Raw genomic sequence first — 21,812 nt, 5'->3', positions numbered from 1 at the left:
CAATCGCGGCAAATCGGACTATTGGGGCGCGTGTGTTATGGGCGGCCGACCGGACTGTTCTATCTTGTGACGGTGCCCGCCGAGATCCGAACCGCCGCGCTCGCCCACATCCGCGACCGAAAACTCCTCCAGACCCGATCGGTGGGGAAGACCGCGTTCTACATGGCAGGCGGAAAGATCGATCCCGGCGAGAACGCCGAACAGGCTCTGCACCGCGAGATCCGGGAGGAACTCGACGCCCGAATCGTCGATGGGACGCTCGAACATCTGGGGGTCTTCGAGGCGCCCGCGTACGGACATCCCGAGGGCACCGACCTGCACATGACCTGCTTCCTCGCCGAACTGAGCGCCGAGCCGCGGCCGACGAGCGAGATCGCCGAACTCCGGTACTTCACCGTCGACGAATACGCGGCCATGCCCGACGTCGCGCCCGGCTCGATGCTCGTGTTCCGCCGGCTTCAGTCGCTCGGCCTCCTCGACTAGCTGCCTTCCGGGGTACTGCGCCGCTCGTGCACCGAGTAGACGCAGAACGCCACGACGAGCAGCATCACGAAGCCGACGAGATGGTCGGACGCAGCGGTCGAGGCAGGCGACGACGGCAGACGGTGTTCGCTGCTCGCGCCCGAGTAGACCACCCGGCTGCGGGGAACGGTGGTCGCCGCCACGAACACCAGCGACGCGAACGGCAACGCGAAACCGAGTACCGCGACCGGCGCCGACCCCGGCAAAGCGGTGGCGAGCGCGAAACCCGTGCCGCAACCCAGCACGGCCAGCCGGATCAGCAGTGCGACGCCGTCGTCGCCGACGTCGGGCCACACGGCGGCGAGCAGCGGAACGACGGCGGCCAGGCAGAGTCCCCACTGCGGGCGCCGCCACTTCGGCGGGACCCGGACCGCCACCGCGATTCCCGCGGCGAGAGCGACGACGCCGACCGCCAGCAACGCCGGCGCGGGCGTCGTCACCCGCGGAGTGCGGAGGTCGTCGAGGACGAGCACGGCCGCCGCGGTGACACCGGTCGCGGCGAGCAGGAAGCGTCCGTCGATCCCCGGGAACCGGCGTGCGATCAGCACCGTGGCCGTCAGAATCACGGCGAGCGAGAACGCGACGATCAGCCAGACCGTCAGGGGCTCGCCGAATTCCTGATCGTCGATCCACGCCCCGAACAACCGGTTGAGCAGGGCGAGAGCCACGGCGCCGACCAGCGCGGTCAGCAGGGTCCTCCGGTCCGGACGCTGCACCCGGAACTGCGACCGCGCCACCACCGCCGACGCGAGCGCGAGCACGAGAACTCCCAGCAGCAGCCACTGCGGGGGTTCGCCGATCGCGGAGGTGCTCATACTCGCGGGCTCGACGTACGCGGTGTCACTACGCGGCAGTCGCTGCACACTCGCGAGAAGGAACGCGCTCGCGACACCGAGAGTCAGCGCCAGATGCGAAACCCAGCGACCCCACACCGCGGCGACCGCCGCGCCCAGCAGGAACCCGGCAGTCGCGGTCTTCGCGAAGTGCAGGGCGATCAGCGTGTCGACCCCGCCGGCATTCGGCACCGCCCAGCGCGCGCCGATCAGGGCGAGCGCGCACGCCGCCGCCAGGATCCACGACACCCGCCGGGAGCCGGACCGTTGCAGACCGGCCACCGCGACGACGGCGAGAACGAGAGCCACCACGACACCCGTCGGCTGGCTGCTGAGCCACCGCTCGATCTCCCGGTCGGACGCGTTGATCGTCCAGGCCCGGTTGCGGGGATTGGTGAGGACGAAACCGGCCAGTGCGCCGGACGCGAGAGCAGCCGCGGCCGACAGAGGTTCCCGGAAGTCCATTCGCTCACGGTACTCGAGCGGGAAGGAATGGAAATGGCGAACCCGGCGTTGGCACCGAAGGCGTGCCCGAGAACGACTTCGATCGAATACAACCGAGGCGAGGAGCCCACCTATGACGTCGATCAACGAGAAGGCCACCACCCTGCTGGGGCTGCACCAGCCCGGCAACCCGGTCATCCTTCCCACCGTGTGGGATGCCTGGTCCGCGAATCTGGCTGTGTCCGCTGGGTTTCAGGCGCTGACCGTCGGGAGCCACCCGGTATCCGACTCGATCGGCAAGCCCGACAACGAGGGGATCACGTTCGACGAGCTGCTGCACCGCATCTCGCAGATCACCGCGGCGGTGGAGTTGCCGCTGTCGGTCGACATCGAATCGGGATACGGGCTCGAGCCCGCCCGGCTGATCGAAGGTCTGATCGGCGCGGGAGCCGTGGGCCTGAACATCGAGGACACGGTCCACAGCGAGGGCGGGCGGCTCCGCGAACCGCAGGAGCACGCCGACTTCGTCGGAGGGCTGCGGCAAGCGGCCGACGCTGCCGGCGTCCACGTGGTCGTGAATGCGCGCACCGACCTGTTCGTGAAGCAGGTGGGCGACGAGTCCGACCGTGTCGACCGCGCGATCGCTCGGCTGAAGCTCGCCGCCGAGGCCGGCGCCGACGTGCTGTACCCCGTGGGCCGTCACGACGACGCCACCCAGAAGCGGCTCACGTCGGAGCTCCCGCTGCCCGTCAACGCCATCGGCCTGCCCGATCAGGACGATCCGGCGAGCTTCGGGCCGCTCGGCGTCGCGCGGGTGAGCTTCGGGCCTTTCTTCCAGGCCGCCCTCGCCGCACACGCGGCTACGCTGCTCGGCCGCTGGTCCTGACCCGTGAGTACTTGTTAACCGCGGGGGGGCTGTTGCGGAATTGAGTGAGGGCGGTCCGGGTGCGGGTGTCTCATGCCGAGGTGGGTGCCGGTGCGGGGGTGGCCCCCGCCGGGTCAGGGGGTGGCCGGGAGCGGGGTGCCTCCGGTCAGGTGGGTGAGGATCTTGCCGAGGTTGTGCACGGCGGCGTGGAACGCCCATTCGCTGCGGGCGCGGTCGAGGCCGCGGCTGGTGAAGCGGCGGAATCCGAGGTTGTGTTTGGCGTGCCCGAACACGGTTTCGGCGATGGGTGAGCGTTTGCGGTAGGTGGCGATACCGGCCTCGGTGCGCAGCCGGTGGGTCATGGCCTGGATCGGATCCGCTTGCGGCGGTGGCGGTCCGGTGACCGGATCAGCGGTGGCGGCGGCCTCGAGGTGACGGGATTTGCCGGTGGCGATCAACCGGTCCGGGCCCGGCGCGGTGAGGTTCTCGCGGGAGCAGTAGCCGGCGTCGAAGAGCATCACCCCGATCAGCTCCTCCGGGCTCGTGCCGGTCGGTTCCTTCCCACGTCGGGTGGTGTCGATCAGGTGCGCGGCCGCCCCGGCCTTGTCGACCATCTCGGGGAAATAGTCGTAGTCCGCCGGGCCGGTCCCGACCCCGGTGGCCAGGATCAACCCGTCCTCGCTGGTGAAGGCCTGACAGTTGTAGCCCTGCACCCAGCCGCCGCCGCGCAGCGGCTGCAACCGCGAATCGGGATCGGTGGTGTTGCGGCGCCGCTGCCCGGCGGCGGCGGCGCGCTCACCCTGTTTGCGGAGGGCGGTGTCGAGTTCGGTGCGCCGGCGCCGGACCAGGTGGTGCTTCTCGACCGGTTTCGGTGCGAACCGGGTGCCCCCGCCCCCGGCCTCGGTGCCACCCTGGAACCGCTCGATCACCGCGTGCTGGGCGGCGACCGCCTCGGCCAGACGCCGCTCGGCGGCGGCGACCTCGGCCCCGACCGGCACCCGGCCCATCACCGTCTGGCCCGCGTCGAGCCGGGCCAGATAGTCCTGCGCCTTCTGGTCCCGCTCGCACCGTTCGGCGTCCTTCTCCGCGTCGAGCTGGGCCAATGCCTCGGCGATCCGGGCCGAGCGGGTGCTGGGATCGGCCAACTCCGCCGGCACCTGTCCCGGGCCCGGATCGTCCTCGCCGTAGAGGTCGTCCTCGGCGTCATCGGTGGCGGCGTGCGCGGCCACCGCGGCGGCGGCGATCCGCGCGGCCTCGGCCTCGGCTGCCCGGCGCAGCCCGTCCTCGGTGCGGTTGGCGTCCTTCGATGCGTTCGAGGCGATCTTCACCCCGTCCAACGCGATCGTCTCGAGTCGGCCCAGACCCAACCGTGCGGCCAGGATCAGGACCTGCGTGAACAGGGCCTCGCAGGCGGTGTGGTTGTCCTTGCGGAACCGTGAGATCGTCACGTGATCGGGGGTGTCGCCGGCGCAGATCACCCGGTAGGACACCACCTCCGAGCAGGCCCGCTCGATCTGCCGCGACGACCGCACCCCCCGCGACCACGCCCAGATCAGCAGGGTCACCAGCATGTCCGGGTCGTACCCGGCGCGCCCGGCACCCCCGGTGCGGCGAGAGCCGTGAAAAGCGCTGGTGTCGAGATGGGTGTCGACGATCTCGATCACCGTCCACACCGGATGCGTGGGCGGCACCCACTCCCGCATGTCCGGTGGCAACAAAAACTGCTGATCACGATTCACCGGTCGATACCCCTTGGCCACCAACACATTATCCAAGAAACATCAGGTCGGGGCGCCGCGGCACGCGGACACCCCGACCCGGAAATTTGAAACAGCCCCCGGGCGGTTAACAAGTACTCACGGGCGCGACAGCGCATAGGACTCGAGGTGCGCCACTTGCTCGGGATCGAGTGAGGGGCGCACCTTTTCGCGTGCCTCGGCCACGTCGGCCGCGGTGACGTCGGCGGCGTCGATGTTCCGGCGCATGGCGGCCAGCGCGGCTTCCCGCAGCAGCGCCGAGCAGTCGGCGGCCGAGTAGCCGTCGAGGTCGTCGGCAAGGGCGTCGAGGTCGACGTCGTCGGCGAGGGGCACCGACTTCCCGGATGTCCGCAGGATCGCGCGGCGGGCCTCGCCGTCCGGCGGCGGCACGAAAACCAGCCGCTCCAGGCGGCCGGGGCGCAGCAACGCCGGGTCGATGAGGTCGGGACGGTTGGTGGCGCCGACGACCACCACGTCGCGCAGCGGTTCGACGCCGTCGAGTTCGGTGAGCAGGGCGGCCACCACCCGATCGGACACCCCGGAGTCGGAGCTCTGGCCGCGCCGCGGCGCGAGGGCGTCCACCTCGTCGAGGAAGATCAGTGACGGGGCCGAATCCCGCGCCCGCTGGAACAGTTCGCGGACGGCCTTCTCGGACGCGCCCACCCACTTGTCCATCAGCTCGGCGCCCTTGACGGCGTGCACACTCAGATGCCCCGAACTTGCCAGCGCCCGAACGAGATAGGTCTTGCCGCAACCGGGCGGACCGTACAGCAGCACTCCGCGCGGGGGATCGACGCCGAGGCGGGCGAACGAATCCGGATGCTGCAACGGCCACAGGACCGCCTCGGTCAGCGCCTGCTTGGTCTCCACCATGTCCCCGACGTCGTCGAGGGTGAGGGTGCCGATCGCGAGTTCCTCGCTGCCCGACCGCGACAGCGGGCGGATGACGTCGAGCGCGCCGAGCAGGTCGTCCTGTGTGAGTGCGGGGTCGACGGGTTTCCTGGTGGCGCGTGAGGCGGCCCGCAGGGCCGCTTCCCGGCACAGCGCGGCGAGGTCGGCGACGACGAACCCCGGTGTGCGGGCCGCGATCGCGTCGAGGGCGATGCCGTCGGTGGGGACCTTCCGCAGAAGCAGTTCCAGCAGCGCCCGGCGGGTGGAGCCGTCGGGCAGGGTCAGGGTGAGTTCGCGGTCGCACAGGTCCTGCCCGCGCAACCTGGTGTCGACCGACTCGGGGTGCGCCGACGTCGCGACGAACGCGACCCCGACGGTGTCGACTGCGCGGCGGAGTTGTTCGACGATCAGCGCGGACACCGGCTCCGGGGTGGCGGGCAGCAGGGCATCGATGTCGGTGATCAGCAGGACGCCGCCGCTGCGGATCGCGTCGACCGCCGCGGTGACCCGCTGCAACCGTGAGTCGGCTTCCAGCGCGCCGGCACTCGGCCCGTCGAGTTCGACGAGTCGCCGGGAGGCGAGCACCGCGCGGGCGAGCGTCGCCTTCCCGACACCGGCGGGCCCGGTCACCAGGACGCCCAGATGGGGTGAGGCCCCGAGCTTGCGGAGCAGTTCGGGTTCGTCGAGTGCCAGTCCGAGCCACTCGGTGAGTTTGGCTGCCTGGGTGTGGGCACCCACCAGGTCCTCGACTGGAACCGGGGGAACCTCCTCGGCGGGCCGGACGGGCGGCGCGGGCAGCCGGGTCGGGGCCGTGGACACCGTTGCGCGCACACCCTCGCCCCACCCGACCGCGGTGTTGGGCTGCACGCTCACCGGACCACCGGCCGGGTCGACCCCGGTGACGGTGAGCAACTCGGACGTCCAGGCGACACCGAACGTCCGGGACAGTGCCTGCGTCGCGGGGGCGGTGCTGGTGCCGGGGCCCAGATCGCGGGGGAGCAGCGACACCGTGTCGCCGACCGTGAGGACCTTGCCGAGCAGGGCGTGACGCAGGGTGACGTCGGAGACGGAGTTGACGGCCAGATTCGACCCGCTGACCGTCACGGTCTTCCCGCCGTACACCGTCACCGGTGTCACGACAACCGTGCTGTTCTCGGTCAGCCCGGCGTTGGACAGCGTCACGTCGTCGAGGAGTGCAGTCCCGGTGGGGGTTCCGGTCGGCGCGCGACCTGCCACCGCGGCGGTGCGGCGCGCGCCGACGAGGGCGATCGCGTCCCACTCGCGGAGGCCGAGCGCGGCCAGGGCTTCCGGATGCAGCCGGACCACGCCGCGCCGGGTGTCGGCGGCCGAGGTGTTCAGTCGGACTGTGAGCGCAAGTTCCGGTGAGGTCACGCCGTCGAGCCTACGTGCGGGAGCGAACTATCGGGCCCGGGGACGGCGCAGTCCGAGCCGTGCGGCGGATCGCCTGCCACGGGCGTCGGGCTGACGCCGGATGGCCCGCCGCTCGGACGGCTTGATGTCCCACGTCTCGGGTCGCGCGGCTACCCACCGCTTGGAGTGGACCGCGAACGGAATGTGCCCGAGGTACACCGCGACGAGCGCGATCAGCAGGATGTACGGGTAGGTGACCAGAGCCGCCGCTGCGAGCGCCACGAGGACGAGCAGACCGGCCGCCATGTGCGGGGGCACCGACACCGTCTTCAGTGCGAGCGTGGGGATCCGGCTGACGATCAGCGCCGCGGAGATCACGGTCCACGCCACGACGACGGGATACGACGACCACCAGCCGTCGCCCCACTGCGCCGCGGCAGCCAGCGGGGTCAGCGCGACCAGGGCACCCGCGGGCGCCGGGACACCCGTGAAGTACTCGTTGGCGTAACCCGGCATGTCGTCCTCGTCGAGGAGCGTGTTGAACCGGGCCAGCCGCAGCACGATGCTCACCGCGTAGATCAGGGCGATGATCCAGCCGAAACTCTGGCCGTCCAGCAGCGTGACGTAGAGGACCAGGGCCGGGGCGACGCCGAACGAGATGGAATCGGCGAGCGAATCCAGTTCGGCACCCATCTTGCTGGTGGCGTCGAGCATGCGCGCGATCCGGCCGTCGAGCGAGTCGAGGACCGCGGCCGCACCGATCATGGCCAACGCCGTTCCCAGGTCGCCGTCGAGCGCGAACTTGACGGCGGACAGCCCCGCACACAGCGCGAGGATCGTGACCACGCTCGGCAGGAGCCGGACCGCCTGCTGGGGTCGACCCCTCCGCTGCTGCTTCGCGTTGGCGATCACGGCAGTTGAGCGATGACGGTCTCGGCACCGATCGTCCGCTGTCCTCGCTCGGCGAGCAACGTGGTGCCCGCCGGGAAGTACGTGTCGACGCGGGAGCCGAACCGGATCAGGCCGTACGTGTCACCGATCGGGAGGGTGTCGCCGACCTTGGCGTCGCAGACGATCCGGCGAGCGAGCAGACCGGCGATCTGCACGACGGCGACGTCGTGGCCCTCCGGGGTGTGCAGCAGCATGCTGTTGCGTTCGTTGACCTCGCTGGCGTCGGCGAGGTCGGCGGAGAGGAACTGACCCGGCCGGTGGACGACCTTCGTGACCTCACCGCCGACAGGACTGCGCTGGACGTGCACGTCGAGCACGGACAGGAAGATGCTGACCCGGGGGAGCGGCTCGGTGCCCATGTCGAGTTCGGACGGCGGGACCGCGGAGTCGACGAGCGCGACCTCGCCGTCGGCGGGTGCGACCACGACGCCGACACGGTTCGGCGGAACACGGTGCGGATGCCGGAAGAACGCGGCGCACGCTGCGGCGGAGGTCAGCGCTCCACGCCGGACCCACTTGCGCTTGCGGCCGAGGACGGCCACACCGAGTGGCGCGAGGACGAAGGGCAGCCCGGCCGGGTGCAGGGGCGGAACTGCTCCGCGGACGAGGTCGACGATGTGCCCGACGCTCGTGGATTGCGGGGTTCCGGGGGGTGTGGGCTTGCGTGCCACGGGCTCCTCTAACTGTGTCGGACGGACGTGCTGCCTGCGCGCCATCGCGCCGCACCCACAGATTACGTGAGCACTACCGGCTGCAACGGCATCAGGAGAGAGTACGCACTCGCGGGGTCCGATGTGTGAACGGATCGTGGCCGGATGGCGAGCGGGGTGATGGGTCCACCCACCTGGAACGTCAACTGCTCACCCGGCAGCGCGTCGACGGCTTCGAGGAGAAAACCGGTGTTCACCTGCACCTGGAAGCGCACGGGCTGCTCCGTCCCCTGCCTGCTGACGACGATCTCGCCCGACTCGAGAACGCCGAGATCCACTCGGTCGCCGGCGTCGGCGAGGAGTGCACGCAGGTCCGCCGAGGAGAAGGTGTGTTCGATTCCGCGGTCGAGGGGCGACAGACTGCGATGGTCGGGAAACGCACCGTCGACGAGGCGGGTGCCGAGCTGTTCGGCGCCGCAGCGGAGGGTGATGCTGTCGGCGCCGAGGACGACGGTCACCGTGTCGTGGCGACCCAGCAGCCCGGCCGCGTCGTCCAGGAACGTGCACGGGACGACGGCGGAGATCGGTGCGTCCGGCGGTTCGAGGAGGGGCACCGTTCCCACCGCCAGCCGGTAGCGGTCGGTGGTGACGAGCCGCAGCACGTTGTGGTCCGTTTCCAGGAGGCAGCCGCGCAACACCGGGAACGCCGAGTCCGGGTCGGCGGCGAACCGCACCGAGCCGAACGCGGTGAGGAGGTCGGTGGTGCGGAGGACGACTGTGCACTCCCGCGCCGCTCGCGCGTCGAGCAGGCGGTGAATCCTTGCCAGTTCGCGCCGGGCGTCGTCGAGCCCCTTCTCGAGCCGGCCGAGATGTCGGTCGAGGAGCCCGTGGGCATCCGTCCCGCTCAGCACGGCCGCCATGTCCTTCACCGGCACACCCACCCGGCGCATCGCGGCGACGAGGACCGCTGCGCCCACGTGCCGGTCGGCATACCAGCGGTAACCCGTGCGCGGGTCGACCACGTGTGGGGTGAGCACACCCGCCTTGTCGTAGAACCGCAGCGCGCTGACCGACAGACCGGACGCCCGGGCGAGTTCACCGATGCTGAGCACGGTGCTCACTCTGCCCTTGCGGTCCGACAGCCTCGGCGTCGAGTTCTGCGCGGAGCCGCTCGACGGCCCCGCGGATCATCCGGCCATATCCGTTGTCGGTGAGGTGTTCGCAGCTCTGCGTGGCCCGATCGAGATGGTCGCGTGCCTCGGACGACTGGCCGAGCGCGTGATGAGCGGCCGCGACGTTGAGGTGCAGCGACGGGTAGAACCCCGCGACCCGGAGCGAGGAGTGATGCTGCCGGGCTCGGTCGTCGGTCAGCGAGTCGGCGGCGGTGAGGGCTCGCAGATCCCAGCGCAGTTCCTCGGCGGGGTCGGTCTGGACGTCCGCCATGTAGTGGGCCAGCGTGGCGACGTGCAGCGGGTCCGGTGTGTCGTCGCCGGGACCGGCGAGGGCGTCCCACACCTCCTCGAAGATGCGTCGGGCGCCCTCCCGGTCACCCGCTACTGCCAGTTCCTGTCCCTGCGCGATCCTCGCCATGACGGCGTCCGGTGTGTCCATGCGGACCACGCTGGGGCCTCGACCAGGTCGAGGGTCAACCGGACTACGTGCGTTCGGCGGCCGACTTGATGCGGGCGAGAGTGGTGTTCATGCCGTTCACGAGGTCGACCTCGAAGTCCTCGTTGCCGCCGAGAACGGTCTTGACCAGGAACTGTGACACCTTCGACGTCCCGGTCGGGGCTTCACGGCGCTCGGTGACCTTGGTTCCGCCTGCCGTCGGCTCGAGTTCGTACGACCAGATGGTGCGGTTCTCGAGGATCCGGAACGCGATGGTCTTGTTCGGCTGGAACTTCACGACCTTCGACGTGGTCGGCCACACGAGGAAGCCCTTGCGGTTGATGTTGACGGTTTTGGTGCCCTCTTCGACGACGCCGCCGAGGACGCGCATCGTGCGGCACTGGGGGCTCCATTCGCCCATCCGATTCAGATCCGACACGACGGCCCACACGTCTTGCGGGGTCGCGTCGATGTCGATGCTTGCTTCGAGGGTGTTTGCCATCGGCTGTCTCCAGTCAGGGAAGGTGGTACGTAAGGTAACAATTACTTTGACGTCATGGTAGGCGCTCGTGCCGGAGAGGTGTGCGGTAGGTCACTGAATTCTCGTCCCGACCGCAGTTTTCCAGCACTTCCGCGCGCCTCATCGAAACCGTGTAACCAAAGGGGCACGATGGGCGATGAGTCAAGAGCGCGACGAAATGTCGCCGGTGCAATGGCGCAAATGGAAAGTTGTCGAGTCGGTGTTCGGAAGTGATCGGTAGTGAATGTTCATTCGATCCTGCGGTGGGACCGCAGCCCTCTCCCTCTACTCGAATCAGCCCGATTGCAAGGACGTCCGTCCTCGTGGCCGAGTGAAAAACTCGAACGTCTGATGACGCCACGCGAAATCGAGGAAGCTCTCCGCGGCCGGTTGTAGACGCCGTCGTCGCTCCCGCAATCCCGTCACTCTCCGCCCGGCCCCGGGGGAGACTGGGGGTTGTGGGAGCCGAAGAGTCTGTCGTGGTCGGAACCGGAGCGGTCTCCGCCGAAGAAGTGATCCGGGTGGCGCGTCTCGGCGCGCCGGTGCGGATCTCGCGGGACGCGATGTCGGCCATGGCGGAAACCCGGAAGCGCATCGAGGCGCTGGCCGAGGACCCGAAGCCCGTGTACGGGATCTCGACGGGTTTCGGGGCCCTCGCCACCCGGCACATCCCCTCTGCGCTCCGGACGCAGCTGCAGCGCAGTCTGGTGCGCTCGCATGCCGCCGGAAACGGCCCCGAGGTGGAACGCGAGGTCGTGCGTGCGCTGATGCTGCTGCGGTTGTCGACCCTGGCCACCGGCAGGACCGGCGCGCGGCCGGAAGTCGCGCAGGTTTACGCGTCGCTCCTGTCGGCCGGCATCACGCCGGTAGTCCACGAATACGGGAGCCTCGGGTGCTCGGGTGATCTGGCGCCGCTGGCCCATGTCGCGCTCGCGGTGATCGGTGAGGGCACGGTGCGGGATGCGGACGGGGCGCAGATGCAGGCGCGAGAGGCGATGTCCGCCGCCGGTATCGCACCGGTGATCCTCGAGGAGAAGGAGGGGCTGGCCTTGATCAACGGCACGGACGGCATGCTCGGCATGCTGCTGCTGGCGTGCGCGGACCTCCACGGGCTCCTCCGACTGGCCGACGTCACCGCGGCGATGAGCGTGGAGGCGCTGCTGGGCACCGACCGGGTGTTCGCCCCGGACCTGCAGGCGCTGCGGCCGCACCCCGGTCAGGCCCGCGCTGCTGCGAACATGGTTCGGTTGCTCGCCGGCTCGGAGATCGTCAAGAGTCACGCCAATCCCAGCTGCACCGTGGTGCAGGACGCCTATTCGTTGCGGTGCGCCCCGCAGGTCGCCGGGGCGGCGCGGGACACGCTCGCGCACGCCGAGCGGGTGGCGTCCTGGGAACTGGCGAGCGCAATCGACAATCCGGTGGTCACGTTGGACGGGCGGGTGGAGTCGAACGGCAATTTCCACGGGGCGCCGGTCGGGTACGTGCTGGACTTCCTGGCGATCGTCGTCGCGGATGTGGCGAGCATGAGTGAGCGCCGCACCGACCGCTTCCTCGACGTGGCCCGCAATCACGGGCTGCCCCCGTTTTTGGCCGACGATCCCGGGGTGGACAGCGGCCACATGATCGCCCAGTACACCCAGGCGGCGATCGTCTCGGAGCTGAAGCGGCTGGCGGCGCCGGCGAGTGTGGACTCGATTCCGTCGTCGGCGATGCAGGAGGATCACGTGTCGATGGGTTGGTCGGCGGCCCGGAAGCTGCGCCGGGCGATCGACGGACTGACCCGGGTGCTCGCGATCGAGGCGTTGACGGCCGCTCGTGCGCTCGACCTGCGTGCCCCGCTGGCGCCGTCGCCGGCGACGGGTGCGGTGCGGGACACGATCCGCGAGCACGTCGCCGGACCGGGGGCCGATCGTCACCTCGCGCCGGAGATCGAGGCCGCGGTCATCCTCGCCTCGTCCGGCGCGCTGGTCGCGAGCGCGGAGTCGGTGGTGGGAAAGCTGGACTGACCGGGGCGCTCGACGGCCGCGTTGATGTCTCGAGGCTTGCGAACTACCGTGGAATGCAGGAGATGGTCCTCATGACTCTCGCGGAGTTCGACACACGCAGGAAGACCGTCGACACGGACCGTGGTCCGGTCAGCTACCTCGATTCCGGCACCGGCCGTGTGGCGTTCTTCATCCACGGCGTCGGGACCTCCGGCTACCTCTGGCGCAACGTGATCCGTCAGCTCGAGGGCGAAAGACGGTGCGTCGCCCTCGACCTTCCGCTGCACGGTCATACCCCCGCCGCGCCCGATCAGGACTTCACGCTGGGCGCGCTCGCCGACGTCGTCGCGGCCACGTGCGACGCCCTCGGGCTGCTCGAGGTCGACGTGGTTGCCAACGACACCGGCGGAGCGGTCGCGCAGATCTTCGCGGCCCGGCACCCCGACAGGTTGTCGTCGCTGACGTTGACGAACTGCGAGACCCATGACAACGTGCCGCCGAAGGCATTCCTTCCCGCCGTGCTGCTCGCCCGGGCGGGACTGCTCGCCCGGATTGCGCGACCGCTGGCGAGGAATGTGTCGAGGGCTCGTAAGTTGTTGTACGGCAGTGGGTATCAGAACGTGCGATCACTGCCGGAGGAAGTCGTGGCGTCGTACGTCCAGCCGCTGCTCGGCACCCACGACCGAGCGTTGCTCTTCCAGCGCTGGATCGGGTCCCTCCATCCACGCGACCTACTCGCGGTCGAGCCGGACCTCGCGGCACTCGAGGTCCCCACACTCGTCGTGTGGGGCACCGGAGACATGTTCTTCCGGACGAAGTGGGCCTACTGGCTGCGCGACCTCATCCCGGGAGCACGGGAAGTCGTGGAGATCCGGGGTGGCAAGTTGTTCTTCCCCGACGAACGTGCGCGCGAGCTGGTCGTCGAACTGCGCAGATTCTGGGCAGCCCGTTCGTGAGCCGCGCTCAGCGCAGCGGGTCGAAATGCCGCATGACGCCGGGAACCTCGCCGCCGGTCATGGAGTCGGCCATCATGCGCCCGGTGAGCGGGCCCAGGGCGATGCCCCACATTCCGTGACCGCCCGCCACGTGCACGCGGGGGGAGCGGGTGGCGCCGACGAGCGGAAGTCCGTCGGTGGTGCAGGGCCGGGATCCGACCCACTCCTCCTGACGCGATTCCCAGTCGATGCCGGTGAACATGGGAGTCGCGGCCTCGATGATCGCCCGGACCCGACGCGGGTCGAGAGGCGCGTCGGGACTGCGGAATTCCATCATCCCGGCGACACGGAAACGGTCGTGCAGCGGGGTGCACGCCACTCGCTGCGTGGGGAAGTAGATCGGGTTCTTCGGCATCTGCTCGGGCTGGACGCTGAAGCTGTAGCCGCGGCCGGCCTGCACCAGGGCGCGGACACCGAACGGGCGGGCGAGAGCATTGAGGCGTGCGCCGCTGGCGATGACGACGGCATCGGCGGCGACCGCGTCGCCGGTGGCCGAGGCCAGGCTGACCCCGGACTGTCCCCGATCCTGCACAGCGGCCACGTCGAAACCGGACCTGATGTCGCCGCCACGGGCCCGGACGGCGTCGGCGAGTGAGTGCACGAAGCGCGGCGGGTCGATGAAGCGCTGGTTGCGCAGCCTCAGACCGGAGTGCACGCCATTGCCGAGACTCGGCTCGAGAGAGTGGATCTCGTCCCTGTCGACGCGGTCGTACTCGACCTCGCCGCCCGCGGCCTCGACGTGACGGAACTCGTCGACGAGCGCTTCGCGGTCCTCGTCCGACTTGAACGCGGTGAGGAACGGGTCGGCGAGATGCGTGTGCTCCCGCACGCCGCCGTCCGCGAGTTCGTCGTAGGAGCTCAGGGAGATCCGGTTGACCTCGGCGTACACCTTCATCGCGTCCTCCCACCGGGAGGGCGTGCAGTGCCGGGCGAAGCCGACGAGGAAACGCACCAGGCGCAGATCGGTCGTGAAGGGAACGTAGACCGGCGACGACGGATTCAGCATTGCGCGCAGACCGTACTTCAACACGGCGGGCTCGGGCAGCGGCAGCGTCAATGCCGGTGCGAGCCAACCCGCGTTGCCCCAGGACGCGTCCGACGCGACACTCTCACGATCGACGACCGTGACGCGCACGCCGCGCTCCTGGAGGAACCACGCCGTGGACAATCCGACGACGCCTGCTCCGACGATCGCGACGTGGTCAGGGCGCTGCACTGTGCTCATGACTCCATCATGGGTCGGCGACGGCGCCGGGGGAGTAGCCGTTCGGCCAGTCCCCGACAGTGCCCCCTGTGCAATCGGCCAGGGGTCACATGCCCCGCAGTCCCGTCAGCTTCAGATGCAACATCAGGATGAGCCGGGTGTCCGCGTCGGACAGGTCCACGTCGCACGAATCGACGCAGCGTCGCAGCCGGTTCCTCAGCGTGTTGGGGTGCACGTGCAGCGCGGCGGCCGCATCGGCGACGTCGCCGCCGTAGGCGAGGAAGGCGCGGGCCGTAGCCACGAGATCGGTCCCGTGCTGCTCGTCGTGCCGGGTGAGCGCGGCGAGTGGGGTGAGCTCGCCGAGGCCGTCGAAGATGTCTGCCACACGCAACGCCAGCACGGACGCGAGACTGTCCCGCATCGTCCCGACGACACCGCCGGACCGGGCGTGCTGCAGGACGGTGAGAACCCGGTCGGCGTCCCCTCGCGACAGGTGAGCCTGGCTGGCCGTGGTCACTTCGCGTCCGACGGCGACCACGAACGCCGCCCCGCTGCGGGCGCGACCGAGGAAATTCTCGGCGAGGCGCCGGACGTCCTTCTCCGACGCGGCGATGACCACATAGATGACGTCGTCGAGCTGGGCGGCGACCGAATCGACCGCCAACGTGTCGAGGTACAGGCCGAGGGAAGCGAGCAAACCGGATGGCAGCGAGCGCCCGATCGCGACCGGGGCGGCCGCCGCGACGGTCAGCCTTCCCTCCAGCCGGAGGTCGTCGGCGGCGCGGAAGGCGGGCTCGCCGCCGTTGATCAGCGCACGCACCCGATCCACCTGCATCCGGCGCGTCACGTCCACCCGCTCGCGCTCCGCCGCGATGTGTTCGGCGACAACCGGCACCGCGGACCGCAGGATCGATTCCTGTTCCGGAGTGGGGGCGGACGTCATCGCCGCCCAAATGGACCCGACCGACCGTCCCGCGTCCCGCACCGCGATCACCGCGCGGGGAGTCATGTTCGGCATCCGCATGTCCACGTAGAAGACGTCGGTGTCGCGATGCAGGCGCTCGAAGACACCGGCGTCCGCGAGGAGTTGCCGGTACTTCCCGGGCACCTGCCGTCCCAGAATGGTCTCGATGCGGGCTTGGTCCACGGCCTGCTCGCCGCTCGAATAGGCCAGAACCGTCGAGTTCTCGTCCTCGATCGTGATCGGCGCACCGATCAGCTCGGCCAGCGACCCCGCCACCGTGAACAGGTCTTCACCGCGCAGGTCCATGTCTGGGAGCCTAGTTGCCGGGAACGGTCCGGCCCGGTCTTCGCCGCGACACCGTGTCCTCGAGACACGGGCCTCCGGGTCCTGGCGGTGGCCACCCCACACGGGCATTGTGGGGGGTATGGCGGCGGCGCAGGGCGGAACCGGAACGATGGCCGCGTGGCGCGTGGTCGCGCCGGGCCCCGTCGCGGGCCACCCGCTGGAACTCGGACGCGAGACCGTTCCCGGGCCGGGACCGGGCGAACTTCTCGTGAAGGTGCTGGCGTGCGGAGTGTGCCGCACCGACCTGCACGTGACCGAAGGGGATCTGCCCGTGCACCGGCCCCGGGTGATTCCCGGCCACGAGGTGGTGGGGGAGGTTGCCGCACTGGGTGATTCGGTGTCGGGTTCCTTCGCTGTCGGCGACCGGGTGGGAATCGCCTGGCTGCGTCACACCTGCGGACGTTGCGCGGCCTGCCTGCGCGGCGCGGAGAACCTGTGCAGGCAGTCGCAGTACACGGGTTGGGATGCGGACGGCGGATACGCCGAATTCGGAACGGTCCCGGCCGACTACGCGCTGCACCTGCCGGAGGGCTACTCGGACACCGAACTCGCACCCCTGCTGTGCGCCGGGATCATCGGCTACCGCGCACTCGAACGTGCCGCGGTCCCCGACGGCGGCGCACTGGGCCTCTACGGGTTCGGCGGCAGCGCGCACCTCACCGCCCAGGTCGCGTCGATCCGCGGCGCCCGCGTGCACGTCATGACGCGTGGGGCGGAGGCCCGTGCGCTGGCGCAGCGACTCGGGGCGACGTCCGTGCAGGGTGTGCGCGACGTGCCGCCCGAACCCCTCGACTCCGCGATTCTGTTCGCGCCGGTCGGCGATCTGGTGCCCGTCGCGATGGAGGCGCTCGCCGACGGCGGCACCCTCGCCGTCGCGGGGATCCACCTCACCGACATTCCCGCGCTCGAGTACCAGAGGCATCTGTTCCGGGAACGGCAGATCCGCAGCGTCACCGCCAATACCCGTTCGGATTCCGTCGAATTCCTGCGCATCGCAGCGGAACACCGGCTGAGTATCGACATCCACCCGTACCCACTCGACCGCGCCGACCGGGCCCTGCGCGACCTGGCCGGCGGAAAGTTCAGCGGTGCAGCAGTTCTCGAGCCGTAGAGGGAGAGAGATATGAGCGAACATGCAGGGGCGCCCGTGGTCGTCGGTATCGATGGTTCACGCGCCGCGCTCGACGCGGCGCGCTGGGCCGCGGGCACGGCGGTCCGGCTCGACGCCCCACTCCTGCTCGCCCACACCTACCCGGACGAGGCCACGTTCTACAACGGCACCGCGATGATGATCGACGCCCAGTTCATCCAGGAACTGCGCGAGGACGGCAACTCGATGCTCGACGCCACCACCGCCGCCGTCCTGCAGGACCACCCCGGACTCGCCGTCGAGCGCGACGTCCGATCCGGGACGGCGGCGTCCCACCTGATCGAGTTGTCGAGGGCGGCGCGGATAGTGGCGCTCGGCGCGCAGGGCGCCGGCGCGGTCACCGACTACCTCCTCGGGTCCACGGTGCTCCGGACGGTCAACCACGCGCACAGCCCGGTCGCGGTCGTCCGGGGAGCGTCCACGACGGCCTCACCGGACACCCGCCCGATCGTCGTCGGCGTCGACGGCAGCCAGGTCAGCGAGAAGGCCGTCGAGGAGGCTTTCGCGCTCGCGTCCGCGTTCGGCGTCGGTCTGGACGTGGTGCACGCGTGGAGTGGCGAGAAGCAGCACGGCCTCGCCCATGCGTCGAAGTACGTGGACTGGACCGCCTACGAGGAAGGGGAGAAGGCCATCGTGTCCGAATGCCTCGCCGGCATCCGGGACGAGTACCCGGACGTGCCGGTGAACGAGGTGACGACACAGGGGGTGTCCGCCGACGTCCTCCTGCGGCACGCGACGACGGCGCAACTGCTGGTGGTCGGAAGCCACGGCCGGGGCAAAGTGATGGGTGCCCTGCTCGGATCCGTCAGCCAGAATCTGGTGCACCACGCACCCTGCCCCGTCCTCGTCTGCCGGGCTCGGCAGTGACACCGTCCGAGCCGGGCTCGGCAGTGACACCGTCCGAGCCGCGCGGATAGGCTCCTGTCATGGCTGGGGTCGAGGGTGTCCTGCTCGATATCGACGGGGTGCTGGTTACTTCGTGGCATCCGATCGACGGTGCCGTCGCCGCGGTGCGGGAGGTGCGCGAGCGCGGACTCGCGTGCGCCTACCTCACCAACACGACGTCCCGGACGTGCGACGAGATCGCCGACGCCCTGCGGTCGGCGGGCATCGAGGCCGACTCCGGAGAGATCGTCACGGCGGCCCGGCTCACCGCCGAATACGTCCGGTCGACCTACCCTGGGTCGCGGGCCTGGGTCCTCAACAGCGGCGACATCACAGCCGATCTGTCCGGGATCGAACTGGACGACGAGGACCCCGAGGTGGTGATCCTCGGTGGCGCCGGGCCGGAATTCACCCACGACGCTCTGAGCCGCGTGGTCGGGCTGATGCTCGACGGCGTCCCCGTCGTCGCGATGCACCGGGGCACCACATGGGCCACCCATGACGGGCTGCGCATCGACACGGGCACCTACCTCCCCGGCATGGAGGAGGTCGCGGGAACCAACGTCGTCTCGGTGGGCAAGCCGTCGCTCGCGGCGTTCCTCACCGCCACCGATCTGATGGGCACGGAACCGGACGTGACGGTCATGGTCGGTGACGACCTGACGAATGACGTCCTGGCCGCACAGCGGGTGGGACTGACCGGCGTGCTGGTGCGGACGGGCAAGTTCCGCCAGTCGATTCTGGACCTCGCCCCGCAGCGACCGGACCACGTCGTCGACTCGGTCGCGCAGCTGCCGAAGCTCCTCGACGAACTCGCCTGACCGCGGTCCGGGACTAACCGGCCGTGAGCGGGTACTCTCGCGGCGAATCCTCCAATTCGTCGTTCCCAGAAGGAGCTTCCATGCTCGCTGTCTCCACGCCCGTCACCTCGACCGCCTCGGCATCTCGTACTCGTATCTCGTCTCTGTTCGGCCGACGGCTGGCACGTGTGGGAGCGGCGATGGCCGTGGGTCTGGGCGTCGCGGCGGGAATCTCGGTGGCTGGTGCAGGCGTCGCCGGTGCCGCCCCCGTCAACTGTGTCTCCCCGCCGTCGGCCAACGACGTCCAGGTGTCGGACACCGCGAGTTGCGGCGCCAAGGCGTCCGAGGCCGGCGTCGCCCACGCGATGGCCGCGGACAGCGGCACCGCGGTGAGTGTCGCCAACGGACGCAGCGGCGCCACCACGTACGCCAATGGATACGGAACGTCGCTCGGTGCGTCGACCGGCTCGGGTCAGGCCTACGCGCTCGCGCTCGGCGGCGGCATCGCTCGCTCCGGTGCGGCCGACGGCACCACCACCGTCGCGATCGCCGGCTGGGGTTCGGGCGCGACTGCCGACGCGAACGGCGTCGACTGCGTCGGTGCCCTGTCCCTCGCGTTCAACGTGAACACCGGCCAGGTCTGCGCGATGCGCTGATCGCCCGGGCTCACCGGTTCCGTCCCGACCTTGCACTCACCCTGTTCGAGTGCTAAAAATGCACTTGGCACTCACGACGCGTGAGTGCCAGGTCGGGACGGTGAGACCGGGAACCAAAGACACCCCTGGTCGTCCGTCGCGGGCACCGAACTCGGCCGAAGGCGTAAATGAGGCGACCCGACTAGCGGTCGCCTTGTGTGTCACCCCCAATCCGGAGGATCACTTCGCAATGGCCAAGATCATCGCGTTCGACGAAGAGGCCCGTCGCGGCCTCGAGCGGGGACTCAACGCCCTCGCCGACGCAGTCAAGGTGACGTTGGGCCCCAAGGGTCGCAACGTCGTGCTCGAGAAGAAGTGGGGCGCCCCCACGATCACCAACGATGGTGTTTCCATCGCCAAGGAGATCGAGCTCGAGGACCCCTACGAGAAGATCGGTGCCGAGCTGGTCAAGGAGGTCGCCAAGAAGACTGACGACGTCGCCGGCGACGGAACCACCACCGCTACCGTTCTCGCCCAGGCTCTCGTCCGTGAGGGTCTCCGCAATGTCGCTGCCGGCGCCAACCCGCTGGGTCTGAAGCGCGGCATCGAGAAGGCCGTCGAGGCCGTCACCGTGCGTCTGCTCGAGACCGCCAAGGAGATCGACACCAAGGAGCAGATCGCTGCTACCGCTGGTATCTCCGCAGGCGACCCGTCCATCGGCGAGCTCATCGCCGAGGCCATGGACAAGGTCGGCAAGGAAGGCGTCATCACGGTCGAGGAGTCCAACACCTTCGGCCTGCAGCTCGAGCTCACCGAGGGTATGCGCTTCGACAAGGGCTACATCTCGGCGTACTTCGCCACCGACCCGGAGCGTCAGGAAGCCGTCCTCGAGGACGCGTACATCCTGCTCGTGAGCTCCAAGATCTCCACGGTCAAGGACCTGCTGCCGCTGCTGGAGAAGGTCATCCAGTCCGGCAAGCCGTTGGTCATCATCGCCGAGGACGTCGAGGGCGAAGCCCTGTCCACCCTGGTGGTCAACAAGATCCGTGGCACCTTCAAGTCCGTGGCCGTCAAGGCTCCCGGCTTCGGTGACCGTCGCAAGGCTCAGCTCGCCGACATCGCCATCCTCACCGGTGGCGAGGTCATCAGCGAAGAGGTCGGCCTCTCCCTGGAGACCGCTGGACTCGAGCTGCTCGGCCAGGCACGCAAGGTCGTCATCACCAAGGACGAGACCACCATCGTCGAAGGCGCGGGAGACCCCGAGGCCATCGCCGGTCGCGTGTCGCAGATCCGCGCCGAGATCGAGAACAGCGACTCCGACTACGACCGCGAGAAGCTGCAGGAGCGCCTGGCCAAGCTGGCCGGTGGCGTTGCAGTCATCAAGGCCGGCGCTGCCACCGAGGTGGAGCTCAAGGAGCGCAAGCACCGCATCGAAGATGCCGTGCGTAACGCCAAGGCTGCCGTCGAAGAGGGCATCGTCGCCGGTGGTGGCGTGGCTCTGCTGCAGTCGGCTCCCGCGCTCGACGACCTGAAGCTCGAAGGTGACGAGGCCACCGGTGCGAACATCGTTCGCGTCGCCCTCGAAGCACCGCTGAAGCAGATCGCCTTCAACGCGGGCCTCGAGCCCGGCGTCGTTGCCGAGAAGGTTCGCAACCTGCCCGCAGGTCACGGCCTCAACGCCTCGACCAACGAGTACGGCGACCTGCTCGAAGCCGGCATCAACGACCCGGTCAAGGTCACCCGCTCCGCGCTGCAGAACGCAGCGTCCATCGCGGCTCTGTTCCTGACGACCGAGGCCGTCGTCGCCGACAAGCCGGAGAAGGCCGGAGCGCCCGTGGGCGACCCGACCGGCGGCATGGGCGGTATGGACTTCTAAAGGCGGTTACGCCTCCCGTGAGTGGTTGAGGAGTCCTCGGACTCGCCCGCCACTCACGGGCACGAAGTGCTCAAAGAGCCCGGGACACCATCTGGTGTCCCGGGCTCTTTCTTGTCGGTGACCCGCCCCTTCCCGTGTGCGCGTCGGTATATCTCATGTCGGCTGTGGCCGTGGATTCGTTCCACGGCCACAGTGCTTTCGGCTGCTGCCGCCTGTGTCAGTGTCCGGCCGGCATCAGCATCCATGCGGCGAGGTAGACGAGGGCCGCGGTGCCGCCGGTGACCAGCGTGGCGACCACGGTGAGCAGTCGGACGAGGTTGACGTCCACCGAGAAGTATTCGGCGATGCCGCCGCAGACGCCTGCGAGCATCTTCTGGTTGTCGGAACGGGTGAACTGGCGGGGAGTGTTGCTGTCGAATGTCATGCGTCCATTCTGTTCGGCGGCATCTGCCGGCACATCGGGATGTTCCCCGATCTCGACCCTGGTCTTCGACCCTGAGTGCCCGCTCCATACCGCCGGAGGCCGCACGTCGGTTCGGCGTCTCCCGTGGCGCGCCGCGC

General features: G+C 69.5%; 20 protein-coding genes. 9 read left to right on the top strand and 11 right to left on the bottom strand.

What is annotated here, in order from left to right; all coding sequences use genetic code 11:
- Positions 1 to 66 precede the first annotated feature (66 nt).
- Positions 67 to 483 (top strand): NUDIX hydrolase, encoded by a 417-nt coding sequence (locus ACLIVD_RS29640; RefSeq protein WP_280780017.1) that lies wholly within the window; start codon positions 67 to 69, stop codon positions 481 to 483.
- Here ACLIVD_RS29640 and ACLIVD_RS29635 read toward each other — a convergent pair.
- Positions 480 to 1,820: a hypothetical protein gene (locus ACLIVD_RS29635; RefSeq protein WP_491931073.1), complete on the bottom strand. Its 1,341-nt coding sequence runs from the start codon at positions 1,818 to 1,820 to the stop codon at positions 480 to 482. The genes ACLIVD_RS29640 and ACLIVD_RS29635 overlap by 4 nt on opposite strands.
- A 112-nt stretch (positions 1,821 to 1,932) precedes the next feature.
- Between ACLIVD_RS29635 and ACLIVD_RS29630 the strand changes: the two genes are divergently transcribed.
- A complete protein-coding gene (locus tag ACLIVD_RS29630; RefSeq protein WP_009474832.1) occupies positions 1,933 to 2,685 on the top strand; it encodes an isocitrate lyase/PEP mutase family protein in 753 nt (250 codons plus the stop codon).
- 113 nt (positions 2,686 to 2,798) lie between these two features.
- Here the strand turns inward: ACLIVD_RS29630 and ACLIVD_RS29625 are convergent, their stop codons facing one another.
- From ACLIVD_RS29625 to ACLIVD_RS29595, 7 genes are all read right to left on the bottom strand, one after another.
- Entirely contained in the window at positions 2,799 to 4,430 is a 1,632-nt protein-coding gene (locus ACLIVD_RS29625) for a transposase (RefSeq protein ID WP_491932853.1), read from the bottom strand.
- Positions 4,431 to 4,520: 90 nt separating this feature from the next.
- Positions 4,521 to 6,704, bottom strand: a complete 2,184-nt coding sequence (locus ACLIVD_RS29620; RefSeq protein WP_283336518.1) for an AAA family ATPase — start codon at positions 6,702 to 6,704, stop codon at positions 4,521 to 4,523.
- 27 nt (positions 6,705 to 6,731) lie between these two features.
- The gene (gene pssA / locus ACLIVD_RS29615) at positions 6,732 to 7,595 is read right to left on the bottom strand and encodes a CDP-diacylglycerol--serine O-phosphatidyltransferase (protein ID WP_005251763.1); all 864 of its coding nucleotides are present in this window, start codon (positions 7,593 to 7,595) and stop codon (positions 6,732 to 6,734) included.
- Positions 7,592 to 8,305, bottom strand: coding sequence for a phosphatidylserine decarboxylase (locus tag ACLIVD_RS29610; protein ID WP_005251765.1), 714 nt, complete (start codon positions 8,303 to 8,305; stop codon positions 7,592 to 7,594). Before ACLIVD_RS29610 ends, pssA begins: the two co-directional genes overlap by 4 nt.
- Before the next feature lie 62 nt (positions 8,306 to 8,367).
- On the bottom strand, positions 8,368 to 9,405 hold the full coding sequence (locus ACLIVD_RS29605; protein ID WP_283336520.1) for a DNA polymerase III subunit beta family protein: 1,038 nt from the start codon (positions 9,403 to 9,405) through the stop codon (positions 8,368 to 8,370).
- Positions 9,380 to 9,904 (bottom strand): hypothetical protein, encoded by a 525-nt coding sequence (locus ACLIVD_RS29600; RefSeq protein WP_283336521.1) that lies wholly within the window; start codon positions 9,902 to 9,904, stop codon positions 9,380 to 9,382. The genes ACLIVD_RS29605 and ACLIVD_RS29600 overlap by 26 nt, the downstream gene beginning before the upstream one ends.
- Positions 9,905 to 9,938: 34 nt before the next feature.
- Positions 9,939 to 10,394, bottom strand: a complete 456-nt coding sequence (locus tag ACLIVD_RS29595) for an SRPBCC family protein (protein ID WP_283336522.1) — start codon at positions 10,392 to 10,394, stop codon at positions 9,939 to 9,941.
- Between the two features lie 476 nt (positions 10,395 to 10,870).
- On the opposite strand from ACLIVD_RS29595, the gene hutH reads away from it, so the two are divergent.
- Together hutH and ACLIVD_RS29585 are read left to right on the top strand one after the other, a co-directional pair.
- The gene (hutH, locus tag ACLIVD_RS29590; protein ID WP_283336523.1) at positions 10,871 to 12,418 is read left to right on the top strand and encodes a histidine ammonia-lyase; all 1,548 of its coding nucleotides are present in this window, start codon (positions 10,871 to 10,873) and stop codon (positions 12,416 to 12,418) included.
- A 71-nt stretch (positions 12,419 to 12,489) separates the two neighbouring features.
- Complete coding sequence (locus ACLIVD_RS29585; RefSeq protein WP_283336524.1) at positions 12,490 to 13,353, top strand: alpha/beta fold hydrolase; 864 nt, start codon at positions 12,490 to 12,492, stop codon at positions 13,351 to 13,353.
- A 7-nt stretch (positions 13,354 to 13,360) separates the two neighbouring features.
- Here the strand turns inward: ACLIVD_RS29585 and ACLIVD_RS29580 are convergent, their stop codons facing one another.
- A complete protein-coding gene (locus tag ACLIVD_RS29580; protein WP_491931072.1) occupies positions 13,361 to 14,617 on the bottom strand; it encodes an NAD(P)/FAD-dependent oxidoreductase in 1,257 nt (418 codons plus the stop codon).
- Positions 14,618 to 14,702: 85 nt separating this feature from the next.
- On the bottom strand, positions 14,703 to 15,866 hold the full coding sequence (locus ACLIVD_RS29575) for a helix-turn-helix domain-containing protein (RefSeq protein WP_280779828.1): 1,164 nt from the start codon (positions 15,864 to 15,866) through the stop codon (positions 14,703 to 14,705).
- 148 nt (positions 15,867 to 16,014) lie between these two features.
- On the opposite strand from ACLIVD_RS29575, the gene ACLIVD_RS29570 reads away from it, so the two are divergent.
- The 5 genes from ACLIVD_RS29570 to groL all read left to right on the top strand — a co-directional run bounded on the left by ACLIVD_RS29570 (position 16,015) and on the right by groL (position 21,251).
- Positions 16,015 to 17,016, top strand: a complete 1,002-nt coding sequence (locus tag ACLIVD_RS29570; RefSeq protein ID WP_317568362.1) for a zinc-binding alcohol dehydrogenase family protein — start codon at positions 16,015 to 16,017, stop codon at positions 17,014 to 17,016.
- A gap of 12 nt (positions 17,017 to 17,028) precedes the next feature.
- Positions 17,029 to 17,922 carry a universal stress protein gene (locus tag ACLIVD_RS29565; RefSeq protein ID WP_317568345.1) on the top strand — a complete coding sequence of 298 codons (894 nt, stop codon included), beginning with the start codon at positions 17,029 to 17,031 and terminating at the stop codon, positions 17,920 to 17,922.
- A 59-nt stretch (positions 17,923 to 17,981) separates the two neighbouring features.
- Positions 17,982 to 18,761 (top strand): HAD-IIA family hydrolase, encoded by a 780-nt coding sequence (locus tag ACLIVD_RS29560; RefSeq protein ID WP_317568346.1) that lies wholly within the window; start codon positions 17,982 to 17,984, stop codon positions 18,759 to 18,761.
- A gap of 80 nt (positions 18,762 to 18,841) precedes the next feature.
- Complete coding sequence (locus ACLIVD_RS29555; protein WP_283336529.1) at positions 18,842 to 19,396, top strand: DUF6764 family protein; 555 nt, start codon at positions 18,842 to 18,844, stop codon at positions 19,394 to 19,396.
- A 229-nt stretch (positions 19,397 to 19,625) separates the two neighbouring features.
- Entirely contained in the window at positions 19,626 to 21,251 is a 1,626-nt protein-coding gene (groL, locus tag ACLIVD_RS29550) for a chaperonin GroEL (protein ID WP_005251801.1), read from the top strand.
- A 217-nt stretch (positions 21,252 to 21,468) separates the two neighbouring features.
- Here the strand turns inward: groL and ACLIVD_RS29545 are convergent, their stop codons facing one another.
- Positions 21,469 to 21,675: a PspC domain-containing protein gene (locus ACLIVD_RS29545; protein WP_005251806.1), complete on the bottom strand. Its 207-nt coding sequence runs from the start codon at positions 21,673 to 21,675 to the stop codon at positions 21,469 to 21,471.
- Positions 21,676 to 21,812: the final 137 nt, after the last annotated feature.

This window comes from Rhodococcus sp. G6(2025) (genome assembly GCF_058628105.1).
This window is presented reverse-complemented; position numbering and strand designations above follow the sequence as displayed.

Bases quoted from the DNA above. Each gene is read 5' to 3' on its own strand.
- ACLIVD_RS29560 (WP_317568346.1), top strand. From the start codon at position 17,982: ATGGCTGGGGTCGAGGGTGTCCTGCTCGATATCGACGGGGTGCTGGTT.
- ACLIVD_RS29580 (WP_491931072.1), bottom strand. From the start codon at position 14,617: ATGAGCACAGTGCAGCGCCCTGACCACGTCGCGATCGTCGGAGCAGGC.
- ACLIVD_RS29575 (WP_280779828.1), bottom strand. From the start codon at position 15,866: ATGGACCTGCGCGGTGAAGACCTGTTCACGGTGGCGGGGTCGCTGGCC.
- ACLIVD_RS29635 (WP_491931073.1), bottom strand. From the start codon at position 1,820: ATGGACTTCCGGGAACCTCTGTCGGCCGCGGCTGCTCTCGCGTCCGGC.
- ACLIVD_RS29545 (WP_005251806.1), bottom strand. From the start codon at position 21,675: ATGACATTCGACAGCAACACTCCCCGCCAGTTCACCCGTTCCGACAAC.
- ACLIVD_RS29570 (WP_317568362.1), top strand. From the start codon at position 16,015: ATGGCCGCGTGGCGCGTGGTCGCGCCGGGCCCCGTCGCGGGCCACCCG.
- ACLIVD_RS29565 (WP_317568345.1), top strand. From the start codon at position 17,029: ATGAGCGAACATGCAGGGGCGCCCGTGGTCGTCGGTATCGATGGTTCA.
- ACLIVD_RS29555 (WP_283336529.1), top strand. From the start codon at position 18,842: ATGCTCGCTGTCTCCACGCCCGTCACCTCGACCGCCTCGGCATCTCGT.
- ACLIVD_RS29585 (WP_283336524.1), top strand. From the start codon at position 12,490: ATGACTCTCGCGGAGTTCGACACACGCAGGAAGACCGTCGACACGGAC.
- groL (WP_005251801.1), top strand. From the start codon at position 19,626: ATGGCCAAGATCATCGCGTTCGACGAAGAGGCCCGTCGCGGCCTCGAG.
- ACLIVD_RS29630 (WP_009474832.1), top strand. From the start codon at position 1,933: ATGACGTCGATCAACGAGAAGGCCACCACCCTGCTGGGGCTGCACCAG.
- ACLIVD_RS29595 (WP_283336522.1), bottom strand. From the start codon at position 10,394: ATGGCAAACACCCTCGAAGCAAGCATCGACATCGACGCGACCCCGCAA.